We start from the raw sequence: 14,265 nt of genomic DNA, 5'->3' as shown, positions 1-14,265 counted from the left end.
ATCAAGAAGCGGCCGAGTCTCCTTCTTCCCGGCGGACACAATTTCGCCGTGAAAGAGGAAGGCGTGACGGTGAACATGGAAGACGGTGTCGAGGACCCCGTAGGAATTCGTCTGTACAGCAGGGTTCCCATGACTCCGAGATGGGCGGCGGCCCAGCTCGTGCCTTTGGTCCGTGAGTTGCGGACAGTGCACGGCGCACCCGTCGTATATCTCGAACGCGGCTGGCTGCACGGGCCGCACGTCGACGTCATCGCCCGCCCCGGCCCGTCCGGCCCCCTCCCCTGGAAGGCCCTGGCCGACCGCCCCCAGGCTCCCGCGATCGGCACCCAGGAGCCCCTGACCGAACGGGCCTATCTCGCACAGGCACGCGAATTCGGTCGGCTGGAACAGGTCGGGCCGCCCTACCTCCCCCTGGCGGCGCACGGCACGGTCACCTACGTGCCCGCGGCCGAAGCCGGGCTCGGCTGGCCCGACCGGGTCATGCCGCTGCGGGAGCTGGCCCTGGCGCGGATGACGGCGCCCGTCGTGCACTGCCTGGAGTCCCTGTCCCGGGACCCGGGGACCGCGCTGCAGCGGATGGCGGAGGCCTTCACCGCGCTCGCCTCGGTGCACCCCTTCGGGGCACCGCACGGCGTTTTCTCCTTCCGTTCCCACGCGGAGGCCTTCTTCGTCTGGGCGGGTCCTGGAGCGGACCCCCGTTCCGCGTTCCGGCGGCGGCTCGACGCGGAGAGCGGCGTCCTGCGCCCCGTCGTCGAACGGGCGCTGTCCGGCGGAGAGAGTGCCGAGGCAGCCCTGTGGCGCTCGGCGCTGTCGTACGGTGCCGGCCTCTTCGAGGCTTCGGCCGTGCACGGGGAGACCACCCCGGCGCTGCTCGACTCCCTGGCCGGCGTCCAGGACGACGCCGGGGAGGAGGAACCGCGCAGCGCCTTCCACACGGCCGTCGCGGAGGCGGGCGTCACCGATCGCGGTGCCCCCTGGTTCCTGGCGTACCGGCTGATGATCAACCTCTTCTACCGTCAACTGCCCCTCTTCGGCGTCTCACCGATGATGCGGTACTACCTGTGCCACGCGATCGCCGAGACCGTGGACGACGTCACCGGCGTCACCTGGCAGGAACGCCTCTCCGGGCGCCAGCGGCATGGGGCGGAGGCCGCCGCGTGAGTGCGGAGAACGTCCCCTGCGAGGCGGCCATCGAGGTCATCGACGTCGTCAAACGCTACGGCGACCGGACCGCCCTGGACGGCATCTCCTTCCAGGTCCGCAGGGGCGAGGTCTTCGGTCTGCTCGGCCCCAACGGGGCGGGCAAGACCACCGCCGTCGAGATCCTGGAAGGCCACCGGCTGCGCACGGCCGGCACCGTCCACGTGCTCGGAGCCGACCCGGCGACCGCCGGCCGTGCCTGGCGCAACCGGATCGGGATCGTCCCGCAGAACTCCACCGACCACGGGTACTGGCGCGTCGGTGAACTGACCGACCAGATCGGGCGGTACTACGCCGACCCCGTCCCCGTCGGTGAACTCCTCGACCTCGTGGGCCTCGCCGACCGGCCCAAGCAGTTGGTGGCCACGTTGTCGGGCGGTCAGCGCCGCAGACTGGACGTGGCGCTGGCCCTCGCCGGCCGGCCCGCGCTGCTCTTCCTGGACGAACCGACGACCGGCTTCGCCCCCGAGGCCCGGCGCGAGCTGTGGAGCGTCATCAAGCGGCTCAAGGAAGCGGGCACATCCGTCCTGCTGACCACCCATTACCTGGACGAGGCGGAACGGCTCGCCGACCGCGTCGCCGTGCTGCGCGCGGGCCGGGTCATCAGCGTCTCCGCACCGCGGGATCTCGGTTCCGCCGACGCGGGAAGCGAGATCCGCTGGCGGGAGGGGAGCCGGGCACACCGGGCGGTGACCCACGACGTCCCCGGCTTCCTTGCCGCTCTCCAGGCGCGGCTCGGGGCCGACGTACCGGACCTGGAGATCCGGCGGCCGTCCCTGGAGGACCGCTACCTGCGACTGATCGACCACTCGTCTGAGAGCACAGGCACATGAACACACTCCCCGCCGCCCACCGGGCTGCCCGGGACCGCCCCCTTCCCGGCGCTGTCCGCACCGGGCTGCTGCGCGGCCGGGCGGAGATCCGCGTCTTCTTCCGCAACCGCACCGCCCTCGTCTTCGGCACGCTGCTGCCCCTGGCCCTGATGCTGCTGTTCGGCACGCTCTTCAAGGGCTCCGTGCCCGGCACCTCCGTACCCGTCCACGACGTGGTGGTGGCGGGTGTGCTGGCCTCGGGCGTGATGTCCGCCGCCTTCAACACCCTCGCCATCGGTACGGCCCTGGAGAGCGGTGACGGCACCCTCAAGCGGCTGCGCGGCACACCCCTCAGCCCGAGCGCGTACTTCTGGTCGAAGGCCCTGCTGGTGCTCGCCCTCTGCGCCGTGCAACTGGTCCTCGTGCTCGCGGTGGCCTGGGCCGCCTTCGGATTCGTCCCGCCCGCGTCCCCCGGCCGTTGGGCGCTCCTGCTGTGGGTGTTCGTCCTCGGAGTGCTGGCCAACTGCTTCCTCGGCATCGGGGTGGGCTCCCTCGTCACCGACCGCAGGGGCATCGGCGCCGTGCTCCAGTTCCCGTTCGTCCTCCTCCAGTTCGTCTCGGGCGTCTACTACCCGTTCGGGCAGTTGCCGGACGCGCTCCAGCAGGTGGGCGCGCTGTTCCCGCTCAAGTGGCTGGCGCAGGGCATGCGCGCGGCCCTGCTGCCCGACACCCTGGCCGCCGCGGAGCCGGCGCACGCCTGGGAACTGGAGCGCCTGAGCCTGGCACTCCTCGCCTGGACGGTGGGAGGGCTCGTGCTGTGCGTCCTGGCGCAGCGGCGCCTCTTGCGAAAGGGCCTGTCATGACCGCAACCCACCCCGCATCCACCGGCCCCGGCGCCGAGCCCGTATGGATGCTCCGCATCAACCCCCTGCGCAGAGCCTCCCTGGCCGACGAAGCGCTGGCGGCCCTCATCTCCCGGCTCACCGAGGCGGAACGCGAGACGGCCGCGCTGGCAGACGTCTGCTCCGACCAGCTCTACGCACGCATCGGCCGGACACCTGGGGAGAAGCGGGCCCGGCTCGTCGCCCTGCGCCGAGCCATCCACAACGGCCGAACCCCCGGCTCACTCGCACGAGCTGTCGACCCGTCCCTCGCACCGGCCATATCCCGGTGGGAGGCCGCCCGGACGCGGCTGGCACGGCTGCGCCAAGAGGTACGCGACACGCACGACGAAGCCATCGCACGCGAACGTCGCGTACTCGCCGGGTTCCTGGGTGACGAGGACCTGCGCCGCTCCCTGGCGCTGCTGGCCCCCGAGGTCGACAGCGCGGCGGAGCGCTACCGGCAGGCCATGACCCTGCCCGGCACACCCGCCGCCCGCGTGCGCAAGTCCGAACGGGGCCTGCTGCAATACGTCACCCGCGCTCTGGTCCGCACCAGCCCGCTCTCCCGCTTCACCGCCGTCGCCCTCGCGGTGCCCGGCGAACACGGCAACGGCCCGGAGCAGGTCGCTTTCACCGGCGCCGTACCGCAGCTGTCCCTGGACCGGGTCATGGCCGACCATGTCGCCGCCGGGCTGCCGGGGGCGACGAGCCGCCTGCCCGGACCCGACAGCTGGGTCTGCCGGCCCCCGACGGCCGAACTCGACCCCGAAACGGGCCGCTACACCTTCCTGCGCGCCACCGACGGGGGAGTGCGGCTGCTGGCCGCCCCGCCGAGCGACGCCCTGCACGTCATGCTCCGGATCACCGCCATGGGCCCCCGCCCCATCTCCGCGGTCGCCGCCGACGCGGCCCGCGTCCTCGACCTGAGCATCCCCGAGGCGCTGAGCACCGTCATGGGCGCCCTGCGCGTCGGCATCCTGTGCACCGCCGCGGGCCCCGAGGAGTGGCACGCCGATCCGCTATCCCCGCCGCAGGGGCCCGGAGCGGACCAGGTCCACGGACACCTGGCCACCGTCCGGGAGCAACTGCCGCGGCTGGCCGACGCCCCCGCCGCCGAACGGGCAGCGCTCCTGTCCGCCGTACGGGGAGCGGCAGCGGAGCTGAGCCGTGCGGCGGGCCGCCCCGCCACCGCGCTCGTCGAGGAGGACTACGTCGCACCCCCGGTCGCGCTCACCACCCGGCAGTGGCGGCCGCAGCTGGCCGACCTGGCCCACATCGTGGAGTTCCAGAGCCTGTTCGACCGCATGCACGACGTGCGGCAACTGCTCACGGCCGCGTTCACCGCGCGCTTCGGTGCCGGGGCAAGCGTGCCTCTGTGCGAACACGCCGACGGCTTGGTGCGCGAGGTGTACGACCGGGAGATGCGCTACCGGGTCCACGGCGAGCGGGGCCTCGGACCGGCCGACGGATGCCTGGAGGCCCTGCGCGACCTGCGGGAACAGGCCATGGCCGCACTCCACTCGGACCTGGCGCGGTGCCGCCCGGCCGACGAGGAGCTCTTGTGGAAGCCCTCCGAACTGTCCGGGCTCGCCGCCGACCTGCCCGAACCCTTGCGCCGGGACCCCGTCTCGTACGGAGTTCTGGTCCAGCCGGCCGGAGACCGGCTGGTCGTCAACGACGCCTACGCGGGCCACGGAATGCTCTACGGACGGTTCCTGGCCGCCGACGCCGAAGCCGGCGGCCGGGCCGCCCGCCGCCTGAGGGACCGGCTCACCGCCCGCTACGGCCACGACGGCGCGGCCGTCGTCGAGGATCTCGGCCTGCATCGCCTCAACGTGAACGCGCACCCGCCCGTTCTCCCCGACGGGTTGCGCGCGGACGACTGGTACGGGCTGCGCCTGGTCCACGACCCGGGGGCAGGCCGACTGCTGGTGGAGGGCCCTGACGGCCGCGAGCTGCGGGTCGTCACCCTGGGCGCCGGGTTCCCTGAGCTGTACCCGGCCCCGCTGCGCATCGCGACCTGGCTGCTCAGCGGCGGCCGGCTGGTCAACGACGTGGTCGGCGCCCGCCACCGGCTCGCGGGCGCCGACCCACGCGCCACGCACGGCTACCCGCGGCTCGCCGCCGGCGACGTGGTGCTGTCCAGGCGCCGCTGGTACGCGGGGGAGGACCTCGGCGAGGCCCTCGCGGCCGGCCCCGGCGACGCCGACCGGCTGCTCGCGCTGAGCGCATGGCGGGCCCGGCACGGCGTACCGCCCGAGGTGGTCTTCAAGACGGTCGCCGACCCGACCCGGCGAGCCGCGGCGCAGGACCGCCGGAGGCAGAAGCCGCAATACGCCGACCTGCGCAGCGCGCTCATGGCGCGGGTGCTGCCCCGAATGCTGGAGCGGGGCGGGACGGGCTTCGTGGAGGAAGCCCTGCCGGGGGTCGGCGCGTCGGCGCACGCCTTCGAGTGGGTGGTGGAGATCGGACGGGACCCGGGAGGCCGGTTCACGTACATGGCGGAGGAAACACGTTGAGGAAACTGAGAAAACTGCGTCCTGGGCTGCACTACGCACCCGTGCAGAGCGGCGTCTACTTCGGCTCGGCCCGGGGCCAGTTCGTCCTGCGGGGGCCGCAGGCGCTGTTCGGCGTCGCCGACGTGTGCGTGCCCGCCCTGGAGGACGGCGCGACGGAAGACGATCTGGTCGCCGCGCTCGGCACCGAGCGGGCCCGGCCGGTGGTGCAGCTGCTGCTGAAGACCTTCGAGGGCCACGGCCTGCTGCTCGACCCGGCCCGCTTCACCGCGCAGCCGCCCTCGGCCGAAGAGCGCCGACGCCACGCGGGCGCGCTGGCCGAGCTGGAGACGGTGAGCGACGACCCCTACCGTCACTTCGCGACGCTGAGGGCCGCGACCGTCGTGCTGTGCGGGCCGCCGGAAGCCGTAGAACCGGCCGCCCGCGGCCTGGCGCGGGCGGGTGTCGGCCGGCTGGTCCTCGCCGTTCCCGACCCGCGGGCCGTCGCGGCGACGGCACGCCGGCTCGGGGCCGCGACCTACGAGCTGACCGGCGCGCCGACGGACGGCCCGCTGCCCCTCGGCGGGGAGGCGGACGCGTACGTCCTGTGCCACGCGGTGGCGGGCGAGAACGCCGAGAACACCAAGACCACCGAGAGCACCGAGAGCACCGAGAGCACCGAGAGCACCGAGAGCACCGAGAACAGCAAGACCACCGGGAACGCCGAGACCACGGACGCTTGGGCAGCACGGCTCGCCCAGCTGCCCCCGGGGCGGCCGGTGGTGCCTGTCGCCTTCGCCGAGGCGTTCACGCTGGTGGGCCCGGTGCTCGACGGTCCGGTGGCAGCCGCGCACCGGACGGCCCTGCACCGGCGCGCCGCCGACTGGGCCGCGGCCGAGCGGGCCGTACCGGTCATCCGCCCCGTCGGGGACGCCCTCGCCGGAGCCTTGGCCGGGCGGGCGGTGTTCCACGCCCTGACCACCGGGGCGGACCCAGGAGAGGCGTACATCGTGCACGGCGACGAACCGGCCGCCGACCGCCTCGACGCGCCCGCGCACCCGAACAACCCGGACGCCCGCCGCCACGCCCTCACAGACGTCCCCGCCGAACCCGCCCCGGCAGCCGAAGCGACCGCCGAAGCCGTCGCATCGCTGGCCCGTCCATGGACCGGCCTGTACTCCCTGCCCACCGCCTACGACCTGCCGCAACTCCCCGTCGCGCTGGCCGAGGCCCGGCCCTGCTCCGGCGGCACGCGGACCGTCGTCGGCCGGGGCGGCAACCAGCAACAGGCCGCCCTCCAGGCCGCGCTGGCGGTGCTGCGCGCCACCGTGTCCGACGCCGTGCCCGAGAGCCTTTCCGAGGGCGTAGCGGCGGCGGGCACCACCGCCGAGCGCTGGCTCCTGGACGGCGCCCTGCGCCTGCTGGCCGCCCGGACCGGACCGGCGGCCCGCCCGGTGGACTTCGACGCGCTCGGGGCCCACCCCCGAGGGCTGTGGCGGGTGCTGGCGGACTACGAAGGCGTCGAACCCGACATCGAACTGTACGAACTTCCCGGGCTGTCCTGGCCGCTGGCCCGGGTCCGCACCCAGGACGGCGCCCCGCTGTCCGCCGCCTGGGGGCCGGACGCCGACCACGCGGTCGCCGACGCCCTCGCGGACGCGCTGGCCCGGGTCCGCACCCGCGCGGCGCGCGGAACCGACCTCGTCGGCGACGGACCCGCCACCGACGCCCTGGAGAGCGCGGAGAGCTCCGCCGTGGCCGCGCTGCGGGCCGAGGTGACCGCGTACGCCGCCGCGACCGGCCTGGAGTTCACCGGGCGCCCCGCGGGCCGCGACCCGGTACTCGGGGACCTTCCGTTCCGGCACGGCCGGGTGAGCGCCGCATGATCGCCCCCGCACCGGCCCCGCGGGTCGAGGCCGGCCCCGGCCTGACGGCCGACCCCGGCCGCACCGCGCACCTCGTGGCCATGCTGCACCCGCTGGCGGAACGCACCGGGGCCACCGTGTCGGTGAACGCCGGCTGGGACCTGGCATGGGAGACGGCACAGTGGGCGGCAGCCGCCCGAGCGCACCGCCCACACCTGTCTGTGCGACTCCTGGGCGCCGAGGCGCTCGTCGGACCCCTGTGGGTACCCGGCACACCCTCCGGCTGCGCCGGCTGCGCCGAGGCGCGGCTGCGCATCGCCGCCGACCACCCGCTGGTCGAGGAGTTCGAGGTGCCGTGCCGGTTGCCCGGCGACGAGTCCCCCTTCCTTCCCGAACTGCTGGAGGCGGCCGTACGGTCGCTGCTGGACACGCTGCCCGCCCCTGGCGAGCTGCGCGCCGTCGGCGGCCCGCGCAGCGGTCGTCACCGGGTGCGCCGCAGCCTCGCGTGTCCCGTGTGCGGCGGTCCACCGGCCGTCCCGGTCGACGTATCCTGCCCGCCGCCGCGCTGGCAGCCGGCCTCCCGCCCGGCGGAACCGCACAACCCGGTTCGCAGCCTGCGGGGCCGCACCCTGCTCGACCGCTCCTCCTTGCGCGAACAAGTCGTCGACCCCCGCTTCGGACCGGTCCTCGGCGTCATCCGGGACACGAACGCGCCGTTCGCGATGAGCAGCGCCGTCCACCCCGACGCGAAGGCCTGGGGGTACGGGCGCGCCCCGCACTTCGACCGGTCGGAGCCGCTCGCGGTGCTGGAGGTGTACGAACGCCTCGCGGGCTTCCCCCACCACGGCGCCGTGCTGACCGACACCCCCTACGAGGACCTGCGCGACCGGGCCCTGGACCCCGCCTCCCTCGGCCAGTACACGCCCCAACAGCTGGCACACCCCATGAGCCGGGTGCTGCCCGGCGACGCGACCACCCCGCGCGACTGGGTGTGGGGCCACCGGCTGAGGGACGGCGAACCCCTGCTCGTCCCGGCCGAAGTGGGCTTCTACCAGTACGAGTACACCGAGCGGATGGCCCGCCACCGGGCACGCCGGGCCCCGGCCGACCGCCGCCGCAGGCACTTCCAGCCCGAGTCCTCCAGCGGTTGCGCCCTGGGAGCCAGCCTTGAGGAGGCCACGCTGCACTCACTGTTCGAACTGGCGGAGCGTGACGCCTTCCTGCTGGCCTTCCACCGCGCCCGACCGCTGCCGGCCGTGGACCCGAGGTCCCTGGACGACCCGGTCAGCCGGATGCTGCTCGACAGCATCGAGGCCCGTGGCTACGACGCCCATCTGCTGGTGATCACCCAGGACATCGGGATACCGGCCGTCTGGGCGCTGGCCGTGCACCGCGAGGGCGGCTTCCCGGCGACCTGGTCCGCGGCCGGCTCGGGCATCGACCCGGCCGACGCGGTGCGCGGCGCACTGTGGGAACTGGCCCAGCTGGTCCGCGAACCCGTCGACTGGGAACGGGCGGACGCCGAACGGCTGCTGGCGGACCCCTACCAGGTCGACGTACTGAAGGACCATTACGTCCTGTACTCCCTGCCGCAGACGCTGCCCCGGATCACCTCGGTGCTGGGCGGTCCGGCCGTCGGCCTGGACGAGGCGTTCCCCGGCGCGGCGGAGCGGTTCCGCTCGGAGGCCGGCGGCGACGTGCTCGGCGCCCTGCGGTGGACGGAGCGGCTGTTCGCGGCCGCGGGACTCGACACCGTCGTAGTCGTCGACCAGACCACCCGGGAACACGCCGACCTGGGGCTGGCGGTGGCCAAAGCGGTGGTGCCCGGCATCGTCCCGATGTGCTTCGGCCACGCCCAGCAAAGGCTGACGGGTCTTCCCCGGCTGGAACGCGCCCTGGCCGAGGAGGGGCGTTCTGGAGCCACCGCCCCCTACGACCCCCACCCCTTCCCCTGACATCGAACCGCCCCGACCGGACCACACCTCCAGGAGATCGTTCATGGCTGCCCTGTCCCCGTCACCCCGGGACGTCCTGCGGTTCGCCTTCTCCCAAGGCGCCGGAAACGCCCTGGTCACCGCCCCGATCCGAGTCACCGAGAACCCGGTGACCACGGCAGGCCTGCTGCCGGCCGGTGCTCTGCCCGAACGCCGGACACCGCTGCCCCGGGGCACCCACGACTACCTCGCGGACCTGCCTTACCCACGGCGCGGGGTCGCGGCGGACCCGGCGGCCACGGCGGACCAGCGGCTCGGGCACGCGCTCGTCGCGGCTTTCGGCATCCAGCGCCGCGAGCCGTCCAACCCGTACAACGACCACCGTGGTTACGCCTCGGTGCGCAGCAAGTTCCCCGTCCACGCCTTCGTCACCGGGCAAGGCCGCCGACAGCTGGTGGACGTGGGCCGGCACGCCCTGCTGGAGATGACGGCCCCCGGCCCGGCCGACGAGCCCACGTCGGTCGTTCTCGCCGGGCGGTTCACACACCTGCCCGACTACTACCGTCCGCTGCGCGGGCCGCTGACCGAGCTGGAACTGGGCATCAACCTACGGGCCCTGGCCGCCGGCATGGAGCTGTTCGCCGTGAACGGGTCCCTGCGGCTCCCGGGCGCCGATGGCCCGGAGCTGCTGGCCCGGCTCGGACTGGCCCCCACATGGGAGTGGACCCTGCCGCTCGTGGTCGAGACGGCGGGGCCTGCGGGCACTGGACCGGAAGGCTCCCTGCCTGCCGGTGTGGGACCGGAAGGCTCCCCGCCCGTCGCCGCGACCGAGCCCGTCCCGCCGGACCCGGCCCTCGCCGAGGTGGTCTCCGTCAACCGCGCCCAACAGGCCGCCGTGCCGGCCGCGCCCCTGACCGGGGCGATACCCGACCTGCCGGACCGGCACGATCTCTCCTGGGCCGAGGTGTTCTTCGAACGGACGGCCGGGCGGATGCCCCGCCGCCTCTCCGGAATGAACGGCAGACGCCGCCGCGTCCCGTCCACCGCGCTCACCGACGCCGCAGCCTGGCTCCGCGTGCCACCACCGGGGCTGCTGCGCGCGGTGGCCGACGCGATCCGCGTCACCGCCGTCGTCCAGGACGTGGACGGCTTCGAGGACGGCCACTACGAGGTGCACGACACCGGTATCTCGGCCCGGGACACCACGGGTCCCGGACTGCACGCCCGACTGGAGCGCGAGTACGGCTATCCGCTCACCCCGGGCAACGGTTGCGACGTACGCCATGCCACGACCCTGTGGTTCCTGACCGCCCGCCCCCGCCACCTCGTCGAGGAGTTCGGCCCCGCCGGATGGCCGCTCGCGCAGTACGCGGCCGGCTGGATGACGCAGGGCCTGTCCCTGTCCGCCGCGGCACACGGCCTGTACGCGCGCCCGGCACGCGCCTTCGACGAGATTCCCACCCAGCGACTCCTCGGTCTGGAGCCCGACGAGACCATCCTGCTCTCCGTCATCAGCGGCACCGGCCGCTTCACCGAGCAGGTATGGGACATGCGGCTGTGAGCGAAGCGAGCCGCAGCGCGGCGCACTCGACCCACACGGCCGAACGTCCCGCATGGACGGCTTGGCACCTCCACCTGCCCTCGACCGCGCAATCCGTCCACGACCGCGTCCTGAGCCAAGCCATCGCCCCCGCCATCGAGCAACTCCCGGGCCTGCCCTGGTTCTTCGTACGCTACTGGCAAGCCGGACCGCACCTGCGGCTGCGCATCGCCGGCCTGGAACCGGAGCGGGCACGCGCGACGGAACTCCGCCTCCGGGAGGCCCTGACCGACACCACGGTCCTGCGGGACGGCGAGGAACCGCTGACCGACACCGCCTTCGGGCAAGAGGCACAGCGCCTCGCCTCGGCCGGCGAGGCCGGCTCCGCCCTGCCCCCAGGCGCACCCCCGCTGCCCGCAGGGGTGTACGAGGCCGTCTACGAACCCGAGTACGAACGCTACGGCGGCGAGGCGCTGATGCCCCTGTCCGAATCCCTGTTCACCCTTTCCAGCACGCTCGTCCTGGCCTTCCTTTCCCGGCCGCGTGGACGCCGCGCCCGCGCCCTGTTCGCTCTCACCGCGGCCGCGGGCGCCACGGCCGCACTCGGCGGCAGCTCCGAGGCGGACGCCTTCTGCGCACACGGTCTCGCCTCGTGGCGGCGCTGGCTGCTGGGCTACGGGTATCCGGCCGACGAGGTGGACCGCTGGACGGCGGCAGCGGGCAGCGGACCCGGCGAGGCGGAGCAGACGCGGGCGGCCCTCGCCTCCGCCGAGGCCGGCACCGGACCGCTGGCCCTCTGGCAGCGGGAGCTGACGGCGTCCCTCGGCATCTGGCGGCAGAGCCCGGACGTTCAGCCGGGCCGGATTCTCTTCTCCCACCTCCACATGCTGCACAACCGGCTCGGCCTCGGCATCGCCGACGAACTTCTCACCTACGCACGGCTCGCGCCCCACCACACCACCGACCCCGACCGGAGCATCCGATGACCCCCACCGACAGCGCCGAGCCGACGCTGGCCGCGCCCCGCCACACCGCTCTCCGCCGCCTGGTCGAGGACCCGGCCGCCTTTGCCGTACGGCTGCCCGAGGAGCCCCGGATGCGCCGCGCCGCGGACGACTTCTCCGACCTGTTCGACCTGGGCACGATCGACGAACTGCTCACCGACCGAGCGCTGCGCAGACCCGCGTTCCGGGTGATCCGCGACGGCGAACAGGTGCCCGACACCGCCTGCCTGCACCGGAGCCTGCTCTACCCGGACGTCGCCGACCCCCACAAGATCTCCCGCCTCCTCGCCGAGGGGGCCACGCTGGTCTTCCAGGGCCTGCAGGAACTGACCGGTCCCCTGGCCGAGTTCGCCCGCCGCCTGGCCCACGACCTGGGCCGCCCGGTCAACGTGAACGCGTACGTGACACCGGCCGGCTCCCAGGGCTTCGGCGACCACTACGACACCCAGGACTCCTTCATCGTCCAGATCCACGGCAGCAAGCGCTGGACCTTGAGCGATCCCGTGGTCGCGCGACCACTCAGCCACGAATCGGGGAGGAAGGTCACCGCCGGCGCGCCCGGCCGGACCCTCACCCTCACACCCGGTGACTGCCTCTGGCTCCCCCGGGGCTGGGTCCACTCGGCGCGCAGCACCGACACCGCTTCCGTCCACCTCACGATCAGCCTTTACGAGTGGACCGGGCACTGGGCCTGGACCCGCATCGCCGACCGGGCCACGGACCTGCCCGGCCGCTTCCCGCTCAGCACGGACTTCTTCCGGGACCGGTCGGCCGCCGAGAAGGACATGGCCACCCTGCGCGCCGAACTGATCGACTGGCTGACCGGGGCGGACGACTCCGCACTGGTCGATCTGGTCCGCGCGGCGGGCGCCCCCGAATTTCCGTCCCCGCTGCGCCACCCGTTCCGGCAGGCCCTGGCCGACGGCGTGGACGAGGACACCGAGTACGCGGTGAACGCACACGCCGTACTGGGAGCCGAGATCCGCGGAGACCGCCTGGTCCTCACTCTTGGCGCTCGCGGTCTCACCGTCCCGGCAACGATGGCCCCGATCCTCGCCGACCTCCTGTCCCGCGACCGCTTCCGCCCGAAGGGCCTCACCCCGCCCCTCGACCCCGCCCAGCGCGACCACCTCCTGGCCCGCCTCCAGTCGGAGGGCGTCCTCACCCCGGCCTCCGGCAGTCACACATGAGGGACGCGTGAACCGCCGGTCGTCGTGTCATCAACAACGACGGCTCCACCCGGCCAGGCAGGTCGGCGAACATCGGTGAACGTCGCCTGGGTGGGCTTGTCGTATCAACCCAGCTCTTATGTGTGCAGGAGTGTCGGGCCGGCGCCGGCGGTGGTGCGAGGGTGTGAGCCGACAAGTGATCTCAGCATGCCGGCCCCCGCCACAACGGCGGCGAGGTGCAGTACCGCGGCGACGGCGAGGTCTTCCGGCAGGGTGACGTCGGTCGGGTGGGCCAGGGCTACGAACAGGGTGAGTGGCAGTTTCCAGCCGCTCCACGCGAAGAGTGAGCCCGACCCGAGCCAGCCGAGCGTCAGCAGGAGGGGGTGGGGTACGCGGGCGGGACGTGATCGGGCGAGCGTTCGGATGGCGGCGGCTCCGGCCAGTGCCCAGAACGCACCCACACCCGTCAGCAGGTACCACTTGGTGTCCTGTTCCGCCGGGTGTGCGACTCCGAGGGTGCCGCCAACCGCCCAGTACAGCCACGCAAGTCCGACGACGGCCGCGACGAACGCGGACCAGGGCACAGCGGTACGCGTGCTGCCCCCGGCTCGCGCGGTGAAAACTTCCGGCCAGCGCCGCCGCAGGTAGGCGGGGAGGGCGAGGGTCAGCCCCAGTCCCATCCCGATGAAGCTGCACTGGATCAGAGCGCCTTCCCAGCCGGGCATGGCAGAGTCGTCGCCCCCGCTGTTCGCTGTGTCGCCGCGCACGGCATCCAGCACCGTGCTGAGCACGGCGTACGGCAGGATCGACACGAGGAATCCTGTCCCCGTCCAGGCGCAGAAGGCCGCCAGCCACCCCGGTGTCCGCATGCCCCAGGGCCGCACCAAGGCGAGCGCCAGGGCCATACCGGTCGCGGCCATGCCGATGGTCACGGTATTGAGGAGGACCCAACTGGCAAGGTTGAAGCCCTTCCCGATCGGTGCCAGTCCCAGCAGCGAGCCGACGACCCACGACACTTTGATCAACAAGTAGGGCGCTATGGCCAGCGCCGCCCCGTATCCCGCGCACCGTCCGACCCGGTCCCAGCGTTCCACCTGGATGCCCCTCTCCCCGCAGGTACTCCAGCCTCGGACATCACCCTGCTCGTGTACGTCCACCACGGGGAGCGTCCACCTCCGTCGGACGGTGGAGCCGATCTCGTCATCCAGGCGGACCGGGTGCGCGAGCTGCCCTGACGAACACTCACTCGCAACCCGCAGGCCCAGCGGCAAGGATGGGTTACCCATGCCACGAGAGCGGCGGTTCGTTCGACGAGTTGTCCTCGTTCGAAGCGGGCTCGCCGCACGCGCCGCCGCCGTGGCC

10 protein-coding genes are annotated in these 14,265 nt (G+C 73.5%); 9 read left to right on the top strand and 1 reads right to left on the bottom strand.

Annotated elements, in window-relative coordinates:
• Positions 1 to 186 precede the first annotated feature (186 nt).
• From J2N69_RS02900 to J2N69_RS02860, 9 genes are read left to right on the top strand one after another with little or no spacing between them, the layout of a single operon-like run.
• Entirely contained in the window at positions 187 to 1,161 is a 975-nt protein-coding gene (locus J2N69_RS02900; RefSeq protein WP_230899298.1) for a hypothetical protein, read from the top strand.
• Positions 1,158 to 2,033, top strand: coding sequence for an ABC transporter ATP-binding protein (locus J2N69_RS02895; protein ID WP_230899297.1), 876 nt, complete (start codon positions 1,158 to 1,160; stop codon positions 2,031 to 2,033). Before J2N69_RS02900 ends, J2N69_RS02895 begins: the two co-directional genes overlap by 4 nt.
• Positions 2,030 to 2,875 (top strand): ABC transporter permease, encoded by an 846-nt coding sequence (locus J2N69_RS02890; protein ID WP_230899296.1) that lies wholly within the window; start codon positions 2,030 to 2,032, stop codon positions 2,873 to 2,875. Before J2N69_RS02895 ends, J2N69_RS02890 begins: the two co-directional genes overlap by 4 nt.
• Positions 2,872 to 5,415, top strand: coding sequence for a lantibiotic dehydratase family protein (locus J2N69_RS02885; RefSeq protein WP_230899295.1), 2,544 nt, complete (start codon positions 2,872 to 2,874; stop codon positions 5,413 to 5,415). Before J2N69_RS02890 ends, J2N69_RS02885 begins: the two co-directional genes overlap by 4 nt.
• Positions 5,412 to 7,277 carry a hypothetical protein gene (locus J2N69_RS02880; RefSeq protein WP_230899294.1) on the top strand — a complete coding sequence of 622 codons (1,866 nt, stop codon included), beginning with the start codon at positions 5,412 to 5,414 and terminating at the stop codon, positions 7,275 to 7,277. Before J2N69_RS02885 ends, J2N69_RS02880 begins: the two co-directional genes overlap by 4 nt.
• On the top strand, positions 7,274 to 9,211 hold the full coding sequence (locus J2N69_RS02875; protein ID WP_230899293.1) for a TOMM precursor leader peptide-binding protein: 1,938 nt from the start codon (positions 7,274 to 7,276) through the stop codon (positions 9,209 to 9,211). Before J2N69_RS02880 ends, J2N69_RS02875 begins: the two co-directional genes overlap by 4 nt.
• A gap of 43 nt (positions 9,212 to 9,254) precedes the next feature.
• Positions 9,255 to 10,751, top strand: coding sequence for a nitroreductase family protein (locus tag J2N69_RS02870; protein ID WP_230899292.1), 1,497 nt, complete (start codon positions 9,255 to 9,257; stop codon positions 10,749 to 10,751).
• Positions 10,748 to 11,716: a thiopeptide-type bacteriocin biosynthesis protein gene (locus tag J2N69_RS02865; RefSeq protein ID WP_230899291.1), complete on the top strand. Its 969-nt coding sequence runs from the start codon at positions 10,748 to 10,750 to the stop codon at positions 11,714 to 11,716. The genes J2N69_RS02870 and J2N69_RS02865 overlap by 4 nt, the downstream gene beginning before the upstream one ends.
• Positions 11,713 to 12,924, top strand: coding sequence for a cupin domain-containing protein (locus J2N69_RS02860; protein ID WP_230899290.1), 1,212 nt, complete (start codon positions 11,713 to 11,715; stop codon positions 12,922 to 12,924). The genes J2N69_RS02865 and J2N69_RS02860 overlap by 4 nt, the downstream gene beginning before the upstream one ends.
• A 116-nt stretch (positions 12,925 to 13,040) precedes the next feature.
• On the opposite strand, the gene J2N69_RS02855 is transcribed toward J2N69_RS02860, so the two are convergent.
• Entirely contained in the window at positions 13,041 to 13,997 is a 957-nt protein-coding gene (locus J2N69_RS02855; protein ID WP_230899289.1) for a hypothetical protein, read from the bottom strand.
• Positions 13,998 to 14,265 lie beyond the last annotated feature (268 nt).

It is taken from the genome of Streptomyces huasconensis, assembly GCF_021028635.1.
Classification (GTDB): domain Bacteria; phylum Actinomycetota; class Actinomycetes; order Streptomycetales; family Streptomycetaceae; genus Streptomyces; species Streptomyces huasconensis.
This window is presented reverse-complemented; position numbering and strand designations above follow the sequence as displayed.